This window comes from Pseudomonas sp. PAMC 26793 (genome assembly GCF_000313235.1).
In the GTDB taxonomy this organism is placed as follows: Bacteria; Pseudomonadota; Gammaproteobacteria; order Pseudomonadales; family Pseudomonadaceae; genus Aquipseudomonas; species Aquipseudomonas yamanorum.
This window is the reverse complement of record NZ_AMXG01000042.1, coordinates 68,627-80,865: the sequence shown is the minus strand read 5'-3', so window position 1 is coordinate 80,865 and position 12,239 is coordinate 68,627. Positions and strand designations below refer to the sequence as shown.

The window sequence follows — 12,239 nt, the reverse complement described above, 5'->3', positions numbered from 1 at the left end:
TCGTTAACGATGACGCTGGCATTCTGGATGAACGCGGCGCCCTCAGTTTTTTCGCGAGCAAGCCCGCTCCCACAGAAAAGCAGCTCTGCTTTCGCTCTGGATCTTGCCTTTGCTTTTAACACTCAAGCCGGCCGGGAGGCCGCTGTGCTCTTGCTTTTGATCTTGATCTGACTGCCCCAATAAGCCCGAGGCCGAACGCAGGTATTGCGGAGCGGGTAAACCGGCAGGACGCCGGTTTAGCCGCGCCGGGCCATGGATGGCCCGTCGCGGCGGCCCGCTTCGCGGTGCCGGAGTGAACACCGAGCCTAAGCGAGGTGCCGACAGGCGGGGCAGAGCGCTTTGGTTACTTTGCCGCTTTTGCAAAGTGACTCGCTGTAAGAGCGAAACCATAAGTAGCCGTTACCTAAATAACGGATATGCACTCAACCCCAAGCCCCCCTAGCGAAACCGCGCAATCACCGCCTCCACCACCATATTCGGCCGCTGGGTATTCCAGGCGACTGCCGTGGTCACCCATTGAGTTTCTGACTCAACGCCCGAAACACCACATTAGCCTGCGCCGAGCTTCTTCAACGACGCAGGCACCAACGCAATCCCCTGCCCATAGCTGACAAACGCAATCTGCGAGGCCAAGGACCGCACCTCATGCAGCACCCGTGGGGAGCGACTTTATCGATGACGTGGCCGAAGGCGAGGTGGTGGTGATCGACAATGACGGACGCACCGACTGCACGGTGTGGGGCGACATCATGACCCAGTACGCCGGCAGCCAGCGGATCGCCGCAACGGTGATTGATGGCGTGTGCCGCGACGTCAGCAAGGCCCTGGACGACGGCTACCCGCTGTTCACCAAGGGCCGGGTTGAAGTGGCAGCGTGCGCGCGCTCGATTGAAGCGGTGGAAGCGCGTATCCGGGGATTGCTCGATGAAGGCAAATCAATGAGGGAAGCACTGGGCTATCACACCCTGCAACGCAAGGGCTGACACGCACCGGGCCGCTCCGCTGATCCAACAGATTTGCGCAGCGGCCCCGGCATTCCTCACACTACCCGCCCTCACCGCCTTCCCCGGAATGTGAAAAATGTCCGACCTGTTGCTCAAGCCTGCCCTGCCCGGCATTGCGTTGAGACGATGGCGTCTGCTGCACCGCGTCAAACAGACTCACGCCGCCGAGTTGTTCCACGTCACCCAGTCGACCATTTCCCGCTGGGAAAGTGGCGTGCAGGCCATGGAGCCTGCAGCGCACCGACAACTTGAACAGTTGCTGGCCGCACGCCTGGAAGCCGCCGCCGATCAGGCCCTCGCCCGGCTGGTCAAGGAAAGTCCGCGCCCGATGCACCTTGTGTGTGACCTGACCCATCGTCTGCTGGCTTGCTCGGCCTCCCGTGCCGCCGAGTTCAGCAGCCCGTTGGCGGACCTTCTGGGGCATTCACTGTGGCGCTTCGTGACGCCGGAAATCCTGCGTATGGAGTCCGCGCTGGATGACTCGGGCTGGCGCGACAGCCTCGCCCCGCCGGCCCTGGAGTTCATCACCGGCACCAACGACTCCACGGTTGTACCGATCCGCCAGAGCCTGTGCCGCTGGACCCGCATCCCCCTGAGCGATGGCACCGCCGCGCGGCTGGTCGAGACGCTCTAACTCCCCGGCGCATATTTTATGCGTGGACGCTTCGCACCACCGTGCCTAGTCTGGAATCCTTAACCGCGACCCTGCCGGGGCAGATTCATGGACATCGAAAAACTCAAGGGCCGCCTCGACTTCCTGCGCGAAGCGGAAAAACTCAAGGACGTGCTCAGAAGCGCGCACACCTCTTCCGGTCGCACCGAAAGCACGGCGGAACACAGCTGGCGCCTGTGCCTGATGGCAATTACCTTCGGGGATGAACTGGCCGGCCTCGACCTGCTGAAAATCCTCAAGATGTGCGTAATCCACGACCTGGGAGAGGCCCTCCACGGCGACATCCCGGCGGTCAACCAGGCGCAGTTCCCCAACAAGAGCCAGCAAGAACACGAAGACCTGTTGCTGTTGACCCGGGCGCTGGATGAGCCGTTGCGGGCCGAGATCCTGGCCCTGTGGGACGACTACGAAAACGCCCGGTCCGCCGAGGCCAAGGCAGTCAAAGCCCTGGACAAGCTGGAGACCCTGCTGCAACACAACCAGGGCCTGAACCCGCCCGACTTCGACTACGCCTTCAATCTGGCCTATGGCAAGAAACACACCAGCGCCGAGCCGATTTTCCAGACGCTGCGCGAGATCATCGACCAGGATACGGAGGCAAAAATCCACCCCACCCGACGTTAACGTGAACTAGTTCGCCGGCCGCAACAGCTGCATCTGCTGGCGATAGTCATCCGTCACCTGCCGTGCCTGGCCGCTGCTGGTAATCACCCTGGGGGTGATCAGCACGATCAGTTCGGTGCGATCCTTGGACTTGCTGGTGTTGCCAAACAACCAGCGCAGCCCGGGGATTTTCCCCAGGTACGGCACCGCACTGACGCTCTCGGCGTTGTCCTGCTTGATCAGCCCGCCGAGCAACACGGTCTGGCCGCTTTGCACCGCCACCTGGGTGGACACCGACCGTGTGGAGATGCGCGGGTTGTTGGGCGTGTCGCTGCTGTTGGTGGTTTGGTTCTCGGCATCGCTGACCTGTTGCTGGATGTCCATGTACACCAGGCCGCCCGGGTTGATACGCGGCACCACGTCGAGGATCACCCCGGTCTGTACGTATTCGACGCTGCTCAAGGTGCTGTCGGCGTTGCCGGTGTTGACCGTGGTCTGGCTGATGGGGATGTTGTCACCCACCTGGATCTGCGCCGGCTGGTTGTTCATCACCACCAGCGACGGCGCCGACAGCACCTGGGTGCGGCCATTGGTTTCCAGGGCATGCAAGGCCACTTGCAGGTTGGAGCTAACGAAGGAATAGAACAGCGAATCCGCGCCCAATCCCGCACCGCCACCGCCCAGGGCGCCTTGGCTGCCAGGGGTATTGGCCACCGTGGTGCTGGTGGAATTGCCCGCCAGGCGGCCCAGGTACCATTGCACTCCGAGGTCCAGTTCGCCGGTAAGTTTGACTTCGAGAATGCGCGTCTCGATCTGCACCTGCAGCGGCGGGTTGTCGAGGCGCTTGATCGCCGATTCGATCTCCTTCCACTGCACCGGGCGGGTGCGTACCAGCAACTGGTTACTGCTTTTTTGCGCGGTGATCCGGGTGCCGGCGTCGAGGCTTTTGGCGGTCGTGCCTTCGGCAGCGCCCTGCTCCGTGTTTTCACTGCCTTCGCTGGCGGCCGGGGCCTGGTCTTCGTCGTCGCTGACGGGCGGGTTATTGCCACGGTTGTTCAGGCCACCCGAGGTGCCGCCGCTGGTGTTGAGTGAGGACAAGGTCGCCGTGCGCAGACCCGGCGCCACCTTGGCCGGCGTATCGTCCTTGATGGCGCCGGTGCCGTAGATCTGCCGCAGGTATTTGGCGAGGTCCGTGGCCTTCATGTTGCGCACGTCGTAGACGTACATCTGCGGCTCGTTGCCGCCACCTTCGTCGATGGTGTGAATCCAGTCGCCGACTTCGCTGAGGTACTGCGGCTGGGACGAGATCGCCACCACCGAATTGGTCCGCTCAATGGGCAGGAAGCGCACCATACCCGCCAAAGGCATGCCGCTGTCGGGGCCGAACATCTTTTGCAGCTCGGGCATCAACTCCGCGACCGAAGCCCGTTGCAAACCGAATACGCCCACCGACATGCCCTTGAGCCAGTCGACATCGAAGGTGTCGATGGTGTCCTGGTAGTTGGCCAGCTCATCGGGCGTACCGGCCAGGCTCAGCACGTTACGCGCCGGGTCCACCAGCAGGAACGCGTTTTCCCGGGCAAACGGCTTGAGCAGTTTCTGCATTTCCGTGGCCGAGATATAGCGCAACGGAAACAGCCGCGCCGAGAGCCCGCTGGAGGGTTGCGACACGCTCATTTCCGGCACCAGCTTGCCCGCCACCGCCTGGTTGGCGGGCAGGATCACGTAGCGCTGGCCCTGGCGGATCATCGCGTTGTCGGTCCAGGACAGCAGGGTTTCGAGGATCGACAGCGCCTGTTTCTTGTTCACCGGCTTTGAGGTGGAAAAGCTTACGTTGCCTTTCACGCCTTGGGCGATGCTGTAGTTCTCGTGCAACAGGTCGCCCATGACGCTGTTGATCACCGCTTCAATCGGCTGGTCGGCGAAGTTGAACACGATGTCGCCACTGGCTTCATCCTTGACCGCCGGCGCCGGTGCGGGCTGACGCACGAACTGCTGGTTACCGCGAATCAACTGGCGCTGGGGCGGCGTGGGCGTCTGGGGTTGGCGACTGTCGGCCGCAGGCGACTCGCTGGCCGGGTCCACGGGCGGCCGTTGCGAACCGGTGCCCTGCATCGCCTCGTGAAGCAAGGCATCGTCCGGGTCGAGGTGATCGGGGAATGACCCACAGCCGCCCAGGGCGACGGCGGTGGCCAGGCAAAACACGGTGGTGCGCAAGGCGCGAGGGGAAGTATCGATCAAGGGGCGGGCTCGTGAGGAAGGGAAATCGGCGGTGTGGTGGACGGCGGCGGCAAACGCGGAACGCTGAGGCTCAGGGTTTGCGTGCGGCCCTCCAGTACAAAACGGGCGTGCAGCGGTGTCAGGTGTTCCAGGCGCCAGCCGTTGGGCAGGGTCTGGCTTTGGTGGACCTTGAGTGGCGGACCGTCCGCGGGCTTGAGCAACGCGACGCGCAGGTCGCCGTCGAGCAGCACTCCGGACAGCTTCAGGCTCGACAGGCTGGAAATCTCGGCCTGCCCCACGGCGGCATCGGGGCTGCGGTCGGGGCTGAACAGCGGCGCCTGCCAGGTGCCGGCGAAGCTTTCCAGGGTCGCACTCGGGGCCACGTGAACCTTGGCTGACGCATTGGCGCGCGCGGCGGAGGCAGGCTCGCCCAGCCACCGCGGCGCATCGCCGATGCTGCTCAAGATACCCACCATCAGCAGGCCCAGCAGCCCGGCCACACCGAGCAATCCCCACTCAAGGGGGCGCAATGAATTGATCATCGGCGGGCCTGCGTGGCAGCGGCCGGTTGCAGATAGCCGCGCACCAACAGGTGCACCACCAGCTTTCCGGCACCGCCGCTGGCGGGGGCATTCGGCCCGCGACGGACGCTCATTTCATCCACGAACAGGAACGGTCGCTGGTACTCCAGCTCATGCAGGATCGCAGTCAGGGGTTCGATGGCGCAGTTGAGGGTCAGGCTGACTTTGACCTGGCGATAGGGCTCGGTGTCGTCCTGCTCCGGGGTAATGGGCATGCGCTGGGTTAGGCTGCAGCCGCCGCCGAGGCCGGCGCGGCTGTTGATCAGGTCGGCGATGCGCTGCATCAGGTCTGCCGCCACGGCGCTGGGGTCATCTCCCGGCAACAGGCTGGTGCTGCTGGCCGGATCCTGGCGGGCTTGCTCCAGTTGCTCACGCAAAGCCGCGCCCTGCTGCAGCAGGCCCGCATAGCGTTGCTGTTGTTCGCGCAGCTGTTCGGCTTGCTCGCCCATGGCGCGCAACGGCCCGGCGAACCAGCTGTCGATCAGCAGCCAGTAACCGCCGCCCAGCACCAGCGCCAGGACCAACAAGGCGGCGCCGCGACGTTCACGGGGTGTCAGTGGTCGGCGCATCGGCGGCCTCCTGGTGCAAGTGGGCGCGCAGGGAAAACTGATCCTTGCCGGTTTGCGCATCGGGTTGGATCACCCCTTCGAACTGGGGGTTTTCCAGGCTGTGGCAGGCCTTGATCCGGGTGATCAGGGCACTCGCCTTGGCGCTCTGCCCGGAGAAGGACACATCGGCGCCGTCGTTGACCTCCAACTGGTCGATCCAGGTGTCGGCGGGCAGGCAGGCGGTCAGCTCATTGAGCAACGCCGCCAACGGCGGTTGCGCCGACTTGCGGCGAATCAGGTACTGCGCGGCGCCACGGGTATTGAGCAATTGCTGGCGCAGGCTCTGGATCTCGGCGACCTGGGCTTTTTGCTGCTGCACCTGCGCATGCATGACGTCGAGCACCCGCTGGCGGTCGTTGAGCCACAGCAGCATCGCGGCAATCAGCAAGGCGCCGCACAGCCAGGGCAGGCTGCGTTGCAAACCCTTCCCTGCCGGCCGCTGGCGTGGACGCAACGGCGCTGGCAGCAAATCGATGCCCATGAGCCCCTCTACATCCACCGCGTGGGGTTGCAAGCCGAGGGCCGCGCAGTCCACCAGGATTTGATCCAGTCGCTCCCGCAGAATGGCCACCAGGGTCACTTGCACATGGGTGGCGGTGCGCCGTTCCTGACGGGCCACGAAGTACACCTGTTCAGCCTCGAACGGGGTAAGGCGGTCCAGCTCATACCCCACCACCGTCGACAAATTGCGCGCGGCGGCCACGGGCAACTGCAAGCTTTGCCGCAATACCGTCGAGGGCGCAAGCACCAGTACCTGGCGCACTTCGCCGGCAGGTTTTGCTACCGGCCCGGTCAACGGCCAGTGGTAGCGGTGCTCGGGGATGTCACGGATCGACAGCCACGCCGGCAGGCAGCCACGCAGCTCCTTGAGCCACAGGTGCCAGCCCACTTGCAGCAAGCTGCCGCGCCAGCGCCGGGTGAGCGGTTCGGCCAGCTGTTGAAGGCGCGCCACTGGCGCCGAAAGGTATGGATTCATTCTTGCCAACGCAGCACCCGATAAGGCTGTGCGCTTCCCTCCGATGGGCTCAATAAAACCGTGGTTCGTAACCGGGCGTGGTAACCGCCGGGGCGTTGTGCGCGGCTTTCGATCACCAGCACGTCACCGGGGTCGGCCCCTACCGCGCTCAGCCGGGGCAGGTTCAGCGCCTGGCGCATCAAGGGGCTGGCGAAGGCGGGATCGGGCCGGTCGAGGCCACTCCACAAACTGATTTCCGGGGCCAGCCGGCTGTACAGCGCCTGGGTCATGCCGGGCAATTGCCGCACCTCCTCCACCACGCGGAACGGCGCCAGGCCTGCGTTGCGCCGCACTTCCAGGTCCCTGGCGAGCCGGCTGGCCTGGGCCTGGGTGGCGCCGCAAGCCAGGGCCAGGCGGGCAAAGTCGGCCGTCTCGGCGCTGTTCAAATACAGTTTGCCGCGCTCGCTGTGCAGGCTTACGTGGAGCTGTGCGTCATCAAATACCAGCGGCATTTCGCGGCCGTCGGCGATCCATTGCTTGCGTTGCAGCGGGTCGGCCAAGGCCTGCATGGCCAACGCCACACCCGCCTCCGCCGCCAGCAACGCCTGGGTATGCTGGCGATGCCACAGGGCCTGGCGGCTTTCCAGTTGTACCCAACCGGCCAGGCCGCCCAGCAGCAAGCTGAGCAACGCCAGCACCCACAGCACCAGCAGCAGCGCAACGCCGCGCTGACGCTTCATTCGCCTGATTCTCCGCCGGAGAGGTTCAGCCGCAGGGCAACCACTTGGGTGACCCACGGCACCGGTCCGTTGACCCGTGCTGCAATGCGTACCGCATAAGGCAGGCGCTTGGTCCACGGCCAGTCACTGATCCAACCGGTGGCCTGGCCCTTGGGCGACAGGCCGCGATAGCTGAATTGCAGGTCGTCGACGTTCTTCAGCAACACCTGCGGTTCGCTGCGGGTGGCCGGCACGCTCACTTGGGCATTGGACTCAAACCGTGCGAACGCCACCTGCAACTCGCCCTCGCTCAACTGCAAGGTGAAACGCTGGATGCCGCCACCGAGCACGCCCGGCAAGGTCGCGACGAATTGCAGGCGCTGGGGAGCGCCGACAAAAAAGCCGTTGGTCTGGCTGTCGTCCTCGGTCACGTCCAGGGGCAGCGCCTCGCTGATGGAGGTGCGCAGGAACTGTTGCGCGGCGCGACTTTCATCCAGGCTGACGGTGTAGCGCTGCGCCTTGAGTACTGCACGATTGGCTCCCAGGAGCGCGCCGCCCACCAGGGTCAACAACACGCCCAGCAGGCTGAGCACGATCATGATTTCGAGCAACGTGAAGCCCCGCTGCTGCTTCACTGGAGGCTCCCGTCGCGGCTGGCGCGCAGTTTCAAGGTACTGAAATTTGCGTGGCGCCGGCCTTCGCTGACGCTGAGATCGAGGCGAAACAAATGTGGCTGACCGATGCGGGTGGGCTGCTGGGCGACGCGCAGTTGCCAGGCAATGCCGTCGAGCTCGCCCTGGCGCACGCCACTGGCCAGGGGGCCCGACGCTTCCTGATCCATCACGCTCAAGGCGGTATGGGTCAGGCGGTCGCTGTGGGCCACCTGCAACAACGAGCGCGCGCTTTGGCCGAACGCGACCAGCAACACCGTGCTGCAGATCGCCATGAGGGTCAGCGCTGCGAGCATTTCCAGCAAGGTGAAACCCGACTGACGCTTCATGGCAATGCCTTGGACTGCACGCTGCCGGTCAGCCAGCCGACGTCGATGCGCCAGCGCCGCGTGCCATTGGCCAACAACAGGTTGCCGCCGGTGGAGCTGCCGTCGGGGTAAAACTCCACCGCAGCGCCGGCGTGTTCGGCGGTGTGCAGGGTCACTTGCAGGTCGGCCGGCCAGTGCTTGATGGGTTGCCCCGGCGCCTGAAAGCTCAGCCGGGCCAAGTCGAAGACGGTCTTGGCCGATGTGCCGCTGACAATTGCCCGCGCCCGGGTGCTGCGCAGGGCATCCACCATCTGCCCGACCACCTGGCGCTCCTTGGCAACCCGCAGGCCTTGTTGCAGGCCAAATCCCACCAACCCGGCCGCGATGCTGATCAACACGATCACCACCAGCATCTCCAGCAGGGTAAAGCCGCGTTGGAGGGCCGGCATTATTCCCAGTTGCCCAGGTCGGCGCTGTAGCCTTCGCCGCCGGGCTGGCCGTCCTGACCGTAGAAGATCAGGTCGAAGGCGCCATGTTCACCGGGGAAACGATAGCCGAAGGCATGGCCGAACGGGTCCTTGAGGTCTGAGGGCTTGGCGTACGGCCCGGCCCAGCCGGCGGTGTTGCCAGGCTTGTCGACCAATTGCTGGAGGCTCTTGGGGGGCGAGCCGACGTCCAGGCCGTAGCTCTCGATCTTCATGCTCAGGCTGGCCAGTTGCGCCTTGCCTGCGCCGTATTTGCCCTTGTCGACGTTGCCACCTACCTGGCGCACCACGATGGTGGCGACGATGCCCAGCAACACGATCACCGCGAGCATTTCCAGCAAGGTGAAACCGCCTTGGCGGCGGGCGGGTTTGAAACGGGTATGGCGCATCGGCTTGCTTCCTCGGGTTTTCATAGGTTGCTGGTCAGGCTCATCAGCGGCAGCATGATCGCCAGCATGATCACCGCCACCAGCACCGCCATGACCACGGTCAGGGACGGCACCAGGGCGGCGAGCAGGCGGTCGATGCCGCGCTTGGCTTCGACGTCGAACACGTCGGCGACCTTGAGCAGCATGCTGTCCAGTTCACCGGCCTGTTCGCCGACTTCAATCATTTGCAGGGCCAGGTCCGGCAGCAGCGGTTGGCTGCCAAACGCACTGGCCAGGGTGCCGCCGCCTTTCACCGACTCGGCGGCCTGGGCCACTTGGGCCTGCAAGGCGCGGTTGGTGCAGACCTGGCGGGCGATCACCAGCGCTGGCAGCAGCGCCACGCCGTTGCTCAGCAAGGTGCCAAGGGTGCGCGCCAGGCGTGCGGCTTCGACCCGCTGCAACAGCGGGCCGATAACGCGGATACCCAGCACGCGCCGGTCGTACTGTTCGCGGTGTCGTGGGTTGCGCAGGCGTGCCGCCAGGGCCCAGACCGTCACGATCAACCCGGCGAGCACCGCCAGGCCATAGGCGCCGAGGAATTGGCCAAGGCCCAGAATCACTTCGGTGATCAGCGGGATCGGCACACCCAAATCGTTGAAGATCGGCACGAACTGCGGCACCACGTAAGCCAGCAACAGCGCCAGGGAGCCGAGCACGCCCACCACCAGGAAGGCGGGATAGATCAACGCGTTGATCACCTCGCCTCTTAACAACTGGCTACGTTCCAGGTAGTCGCTGAGTTGGCGCAGGGTGTTCTCCAGCGCGCCGCCCGCCTCACCGGCACGGACCATGCTGAGGTACAGCGGCGAAAACTGGCTGCCCTCCTCTTCCAGCGCTGCCGACAATGGCTTGCCCGCCTTGACGTGCTCGCGAATACGCTCGATCAGCGCACGGGTCTGCGGTTGGCCGGGTTGCTTGAGCAGGATGCCCAGGGAGCGTTCCAGCGGTTGGCCGGCTCCCAGCAGCGTGGCCAGTTGCTGGGTAAAGCTGACCAGCGCCGCGCCATTCAACTGGCCACGTCCGAAGGCATTGCGCAGCCCTTGGGCACCGGCGGCATCGATGTGCAACAGCAGCAGGCCACGCTTGTGCAGCGCGGCGACGGCGGCGGCCTGGTCCCTGGCTTCGAGGGTGCCGTTCTGCACGACGCCCTGGCTGTCCAGGGCGCGGTATTTGAACAGGCTCACGCGCCCTCTCCACGGGTGACGCGCAGCACTTCTCCAAGGGACGTGACACCGGCCACCGCCTGGCGCAGACCTTCTTCATGCAGGGTGCGCAAGCCACCACGGCGGGCAGCCTGTTCGAGGGTCGCGGCGTCGGCCTGGCGCATCAACAAACTGCGCAGTTCGTCATTCATCACCAGCAATTCGGTGATTGCACTGCGGCCGTGGTAACCGCCGCCGGGGGCGTTGGCGCGAGGCCGGTAAAGCAGGATCGGGCGCTGGTCGGTGAAGCGGTCGAGACCGTGTTCCTCGATCAACTCCGGCGGGGCTTCGAACGCCTCACGGGTCGCCGGGTCGAGGCGGCGCACCAGGCGCTGGGCGAGGATGCCATTGACGGTCGAGGCGATCAGGTAGCTCTCCACCCCCATGTCCAGCAGGCGCGTGATACTCGCTGCGGCACTGTTGGTGTGCAGGGTCGAGAGCACCAGGTGGCCGGTCAGGGAGGACTGGATGGCGATGCGGCAGGTTTCGAGGTCGCGGATCTCACCGATCATGATCACGTCCGGGTCCTGGCGCACGATGGAGCGCAGCGCGCCGGCGAAGTCCAGCCCGATGGCCGGCTTGACCTGGATCTGGTTGATGCCTTCCAGTTGGTATTCCACCGGGTCTTCGACGGTGATGATCTTGCGCTCGGCGGTATTGAGCCGCGAAAGCGCGGTATAGAGCGTGGTGGTTTTACCCGAGCCGGTGGGGCCGGTGACCAGCAGGATGCCGTGGGGCCGCTCGAGCACTTCAAGAAAGGTTTCCAGGCGCTGGCCATCAAAACCCAGGCTCTGGAAATCGAACTGCACGGTCTGGCGGTCCAGCAGGCGCATCACCACCGACTCACCAAAACTGGTGGGCACCGTGGACACCCGCAGGTCCAGTTCCTTGCCCTGGATGCGCAACATGATCCGGCCGTCCTGCGGCAGGCGGCGCTCGGCAATGTCGAGGCGCGCCATGATCTTGACCCGGGAAATCACCGCCGCCGAGGAACTCGACGGCGGCGCTTCGGCTTCATGCAGTACACCGTCGATGCGGTAGCGCACCTTGAGCTGGTTTTCGAAAGGTTCGATATGGATGTCCGAGGCGCGGTGCTCCACGGCCCGCTGCAGAATCAGGTTGACCAGGCGAATCACCGGCGCCTCGGAGGCCATGTCCTTGAGGTGTTCGATGTCTTCCAGGGCGCCGCCTTGTTCATCGAGGTTTTCGATCAGGGTGCCCATGGCCGAACGGCCCTGGCCGTAGTAGCGCTCGATCAGGGTTTCGACTTCGTTGCGCGGCCCGACCGCCAACCACACCGGCACACCGCACGCATACGCCAGGGCCTGGAACGGGTACAGCAACGCCGGGTCGGCCGCCAACACTCTCACCCCGCCGTGGCTCCAGCCCACCGGCACCACCTGGTAATGGCGCATGAAGCGTTCGGTCAGCACCGGCAGCGGGTCGAGCACGGGCGGTGCGGCGTCCGCCAGCAGCAACGGTGCGCCGAGCAAATCGGCCCAGGCCCGCGCCAGTTCCACTTCGGAAACCAGCCCCAGGCGCGTCAGCAGGCCGAGCAATCCGTTGTCGTCGGACTCCAGGGACAACCGCCGGGCGCGTTCCAGGTCAACGGTTTTCAAACCGGCCTGTTGCATCAGCCACGCGCACACCTGTTCGGTATCCGGAATCTGCATTCGGCAAGCATCGATGGGCGTGGACAACATGGGCTGGGGCATCGGCACAAATCTGAGGGGCTAGTTAAAAAACCTGTTCCGTGGCGCCCGCGAGGTGAGGCGCCCAGGA

Annotated in this window: 13 protein-coding genes and 2 pseudogenes; 3 read left to right on the top strand and 12 right to left on the bottom strand. The window is 64.9% G+C overall.

Going from position 1 to position 12,239, the window contains the following annotated elements; all coding sequences use genetic code 11:
• Nucleotides 1–438 precede the first annotated feature (438 nt).
• Nucleotides 439–663: pseudogene (locus D109_RS1000000134995) on the bottom strand (LysR substrate-binding domain-containing protein); the annotation flags it as partial.
• A gap of 2 nt (nucleotides 664–665) precedes the next feature.
• Here D109_RS1000000134995 and D109_RS01000000132100 point away from each other — a divergent pair.
• The 3 genes and pseudogenes from D109_RS01000000132100 to D109_RS0123165 all read left to right on the top strand — a co-directional run.
• Nucleotides 666–983, top strand: a pseudogene (locus D109_RS01000000132100) (RraA family protein); the annotation flags it as partial.
• 97 nt (nucleotides 984–1,080) lie between these two features.
• Nucleotides 1,081–1,638: a helix-turn-helix transcriptional regulator gene (locus D109_RS0123170; protein ID WP_017478976.1), complete on the top strand. Its 558-nt coding sequence runs from the start codon at nucleotides 1,081–1,083 to the stop codon at nucleotides 1,636–1,638.
• An 87-nt stretch (nucleotides 1,639–1,725) separates the two neighbouring features.
• Complete coding sequence (locus tag D109_RS0123165) at nucleotides 1,726–2,301, top strand: HD family hydrolase (protein WP_017478975.1); 576 nt, start codon at nucleotides 1,726–1,728, stop codon at nucleotides 2,299–2,301.
• A gap of 6 nt (nucleotides 2,302–2,307) precedes the next feature.
• Here D109_RS0123165 and gspD read toward each other — a convergent pair whose 3' ends face one another.
• From gspD to gspE, 11 genes are read right to left on the bottom strand one after another with little or no spacing between them, the layout of a single operon-like run.
• Entirely contained in the window at nucleotides 2,308–4,521 is a 2,214-nt protein-coding gene (gene gspD / locus D109_RS0123160) for a type II secretion system secretin GspD (protein ID WP_017478974.1), read from the bottom strand.
• Nucleotides 4,518–5,042, bottom strand: coding sequence for a general secretion pathway protein GspN (locus D109_RS0123155; protein ID WP_026078171.1), 525 nt, complete (start codon nucleotides 5,040–5,042; stop codon nucleotides 4,518–4,520). The genes gspD and D109_RS0123155 overlap by 4 nt, the downstream gene beginning before the upstream one ends.
• Entirely contained in the window at nucleotides 5,039–5,650 is a 612-nt protein-coding gene (gene gspM / locus D109_RS0123150; protein ID WP_017478972.1) for a type II secretion system protein GspM, read from the bottom strand. The genes D109_RS0123155 and gspM overlap by 4 nt, the downstream gene beginning before the upstream one ends.
• The gene (locus tag D109_RS0123145) at nucleotides 5,625–6,665 is read right to left on the bottom strand and encodes a PilN domain-containing protein (RefSeq protein ID WP_017478971.1); all 1,041 of its coding nucleotides are present in this window, start codon (nucleotides 6,663–6,665) and stop codon (nucleotides 5,625–5,627) included. The genes gspM and D109_RS0123145 overlap by 26 nt, the downstream gene beginning before the upstream one ends.
• The gene (locus tag D109_RS0123140; protein ID WP_017478970.1) at nucleotides 6,662–7,384 is read right to left on the bottom strand and encodes a type II secretion system protein GspK; all 723 of its coding nucleotides are present in this window, start codon (nucleotides 7,382–7,384) and stop codon (nucleotides 6,662–6,664) included. Before D109_RS0123140 ends, D109_RS0123145 begins: the two co-directional genes overlap by 4 nt.
• A complete protein-coding gene (locus D109_RS0123135) occupies nucleotides 7,381–7,998 on the bottom strand; it encodes a prepilin-type N-terminal cleavage/methylation domain-containing protein (protein WP_017478969.1) in 618 nt (205 codons plus the stop codon). Before D109_RS0123135 ends, D109_RS0123140 begins: the two co-directional genes overlap by 4 nt.
• A complete protein-coding gene (locus D109_RS0123130; protein WP_017478968.1) occupies nucleotides 7,995–8,363 on the bottom strand; it encodes a prepilin-type N-terminal cleavage/methylation domain-containing protein in 369 nt (122 codons plus the stop codon). Before D109_RS0123130 ends, D109_RS0123135 begins: the two co-directional genes overlap by 4 nt.
• Entirely contained in the window at nucleotides 8,360–8,791 is a 432-nt protein-coding gene (locus D109_RS0123125; protein WP_017478967.1) for a type II secretion system protein, read from the bottom strand. The genes D109_RS0123130 and D109_RS0123125 overlap by 4 nt, the downstream gene beginning before the upstream one ends.
• Nucleotides 8,791–9,216 carry a type II secretion system major pseudopilin GspG gene (gspG, locus tag D109_RS0123120; RefSeq protein WP_017478966.1) on the bottom strand — a complete coding sequence of 142 codons (426 nt, stop codon included), beginning with the start codon at nucleotides 9,214–9,216 and terminating at the stop codon, nucleotides 8,791–8,793. Before gspG ends, D109_RS0123125 begins: the two co-directional genes overlap by 1 nt.
• A gap of 20 nt (nucleotides 9,217–9,236) precedes the next feature.
• Complete coding sequence (gspF, locus tag D109_RS0123115) at nucleotides 9,237–10,439, bottom strand: type II secretion system inner membrane protein GspF (protein ID WP_017478965.1); 1,203 nt, start codon at nucleotides 10,437–10,439, stop codon at nucleotides 9,237–9,239.
• Nucleotides 10,436–12,160: a type II secretion system ATPase GspE gene (gspE, locus tag D109_RS0123110; protein ID WP_026078170.1), complete on the bottom strand. Its 1,725-nt coding sequence runs from the start codon at nucleotides 12,158–12,160 to the stop codon at nucleotides 10,436–10,438. The genes gspF and gspE overlap by 4 nt, the downstream gene beginning before the upstream one ends.
• Nucleotides 12,161–12,239: the final 79 nt, after the last annotated feature.

What these genes read in the sequence shown, in the direction of transcription:
- D109_RS0123170 (WP_017478976.1), top strand. Translation starts at nt 1,081, where the DNA reads ATGTCCGACCTGTTGCTCAAGCCTGCCCTGCCCGGCATTGCGTTGAGA.
- D109_RS0123165 (WP_017478975.1), top strand. Translation starts at nt 1,726, where the DNA reads ATGGACATCGAAAAACTCAAGGGCCGCCTCGACTTCCTGCGCGAAGCG.
- D109_RS0123155 (WP_026078171.1), bottom strand. Translation starts at nt 5,042, where the DNA reads ATGATCAATTCATTGCGCCCCCTTGAGTGGGGATTGCTCGGTGTGGCC.
- gspM (WP_017478972.1), bottom strand. Translation starts at nt 5,650, where the DNA reads ATGCGCCGACCACTGACACCCCGTGAACGTCGCGGCGCCGCCTTGTTG.
- D109_RS0123145 (WP_017478971.1), bottom strand. Translation starts at nt 6,665, where the DNA reads ATGAATCCATACCTTTCGGCGCCAGTGGCGCGCCTTCAACAGCTGGCC.
- D109_RS0123140 (WP_017478970.1), bottom strand. Translation starts at nt 7,384, where the DNA reads ATGAAGCGTCAGCGCGGCGTTGCGCTGCTGCTGGTGCTGTGGGTGCTG.
- D109_RS0123130 (WP_017478968.1), bottom strand. Translation starts at nt 8,363, where the DNA reads ATGAAGCGTCAGTCGGGTTTCACCTTGCTGGAAATGCTCGCAGCGCTG.
- D109_RS0123125 (WP_017478967.1), bottom strand. Translation starts at nt 8,791, where the DNA reads ATGCCGGCCCTCCAACGCGGCTTTACCCTGCTGGAGATGCTGGTGGTG.
- gspG (WP_017478966.1), bottom strand. Translation starts at nt 9,216, where the DNA reads ATGCGCCATACCCGTTTCAAACCCGCCCGCCGCCAAGGCGGTTTCACC.
- gspE (WP_026078170.1), bottom strand. Translation starts at nt 12,160, where the DNA reads ATGTTGTCCACGCCCATCGATGCTTGCCGAATGCAGATTCCGGATACC.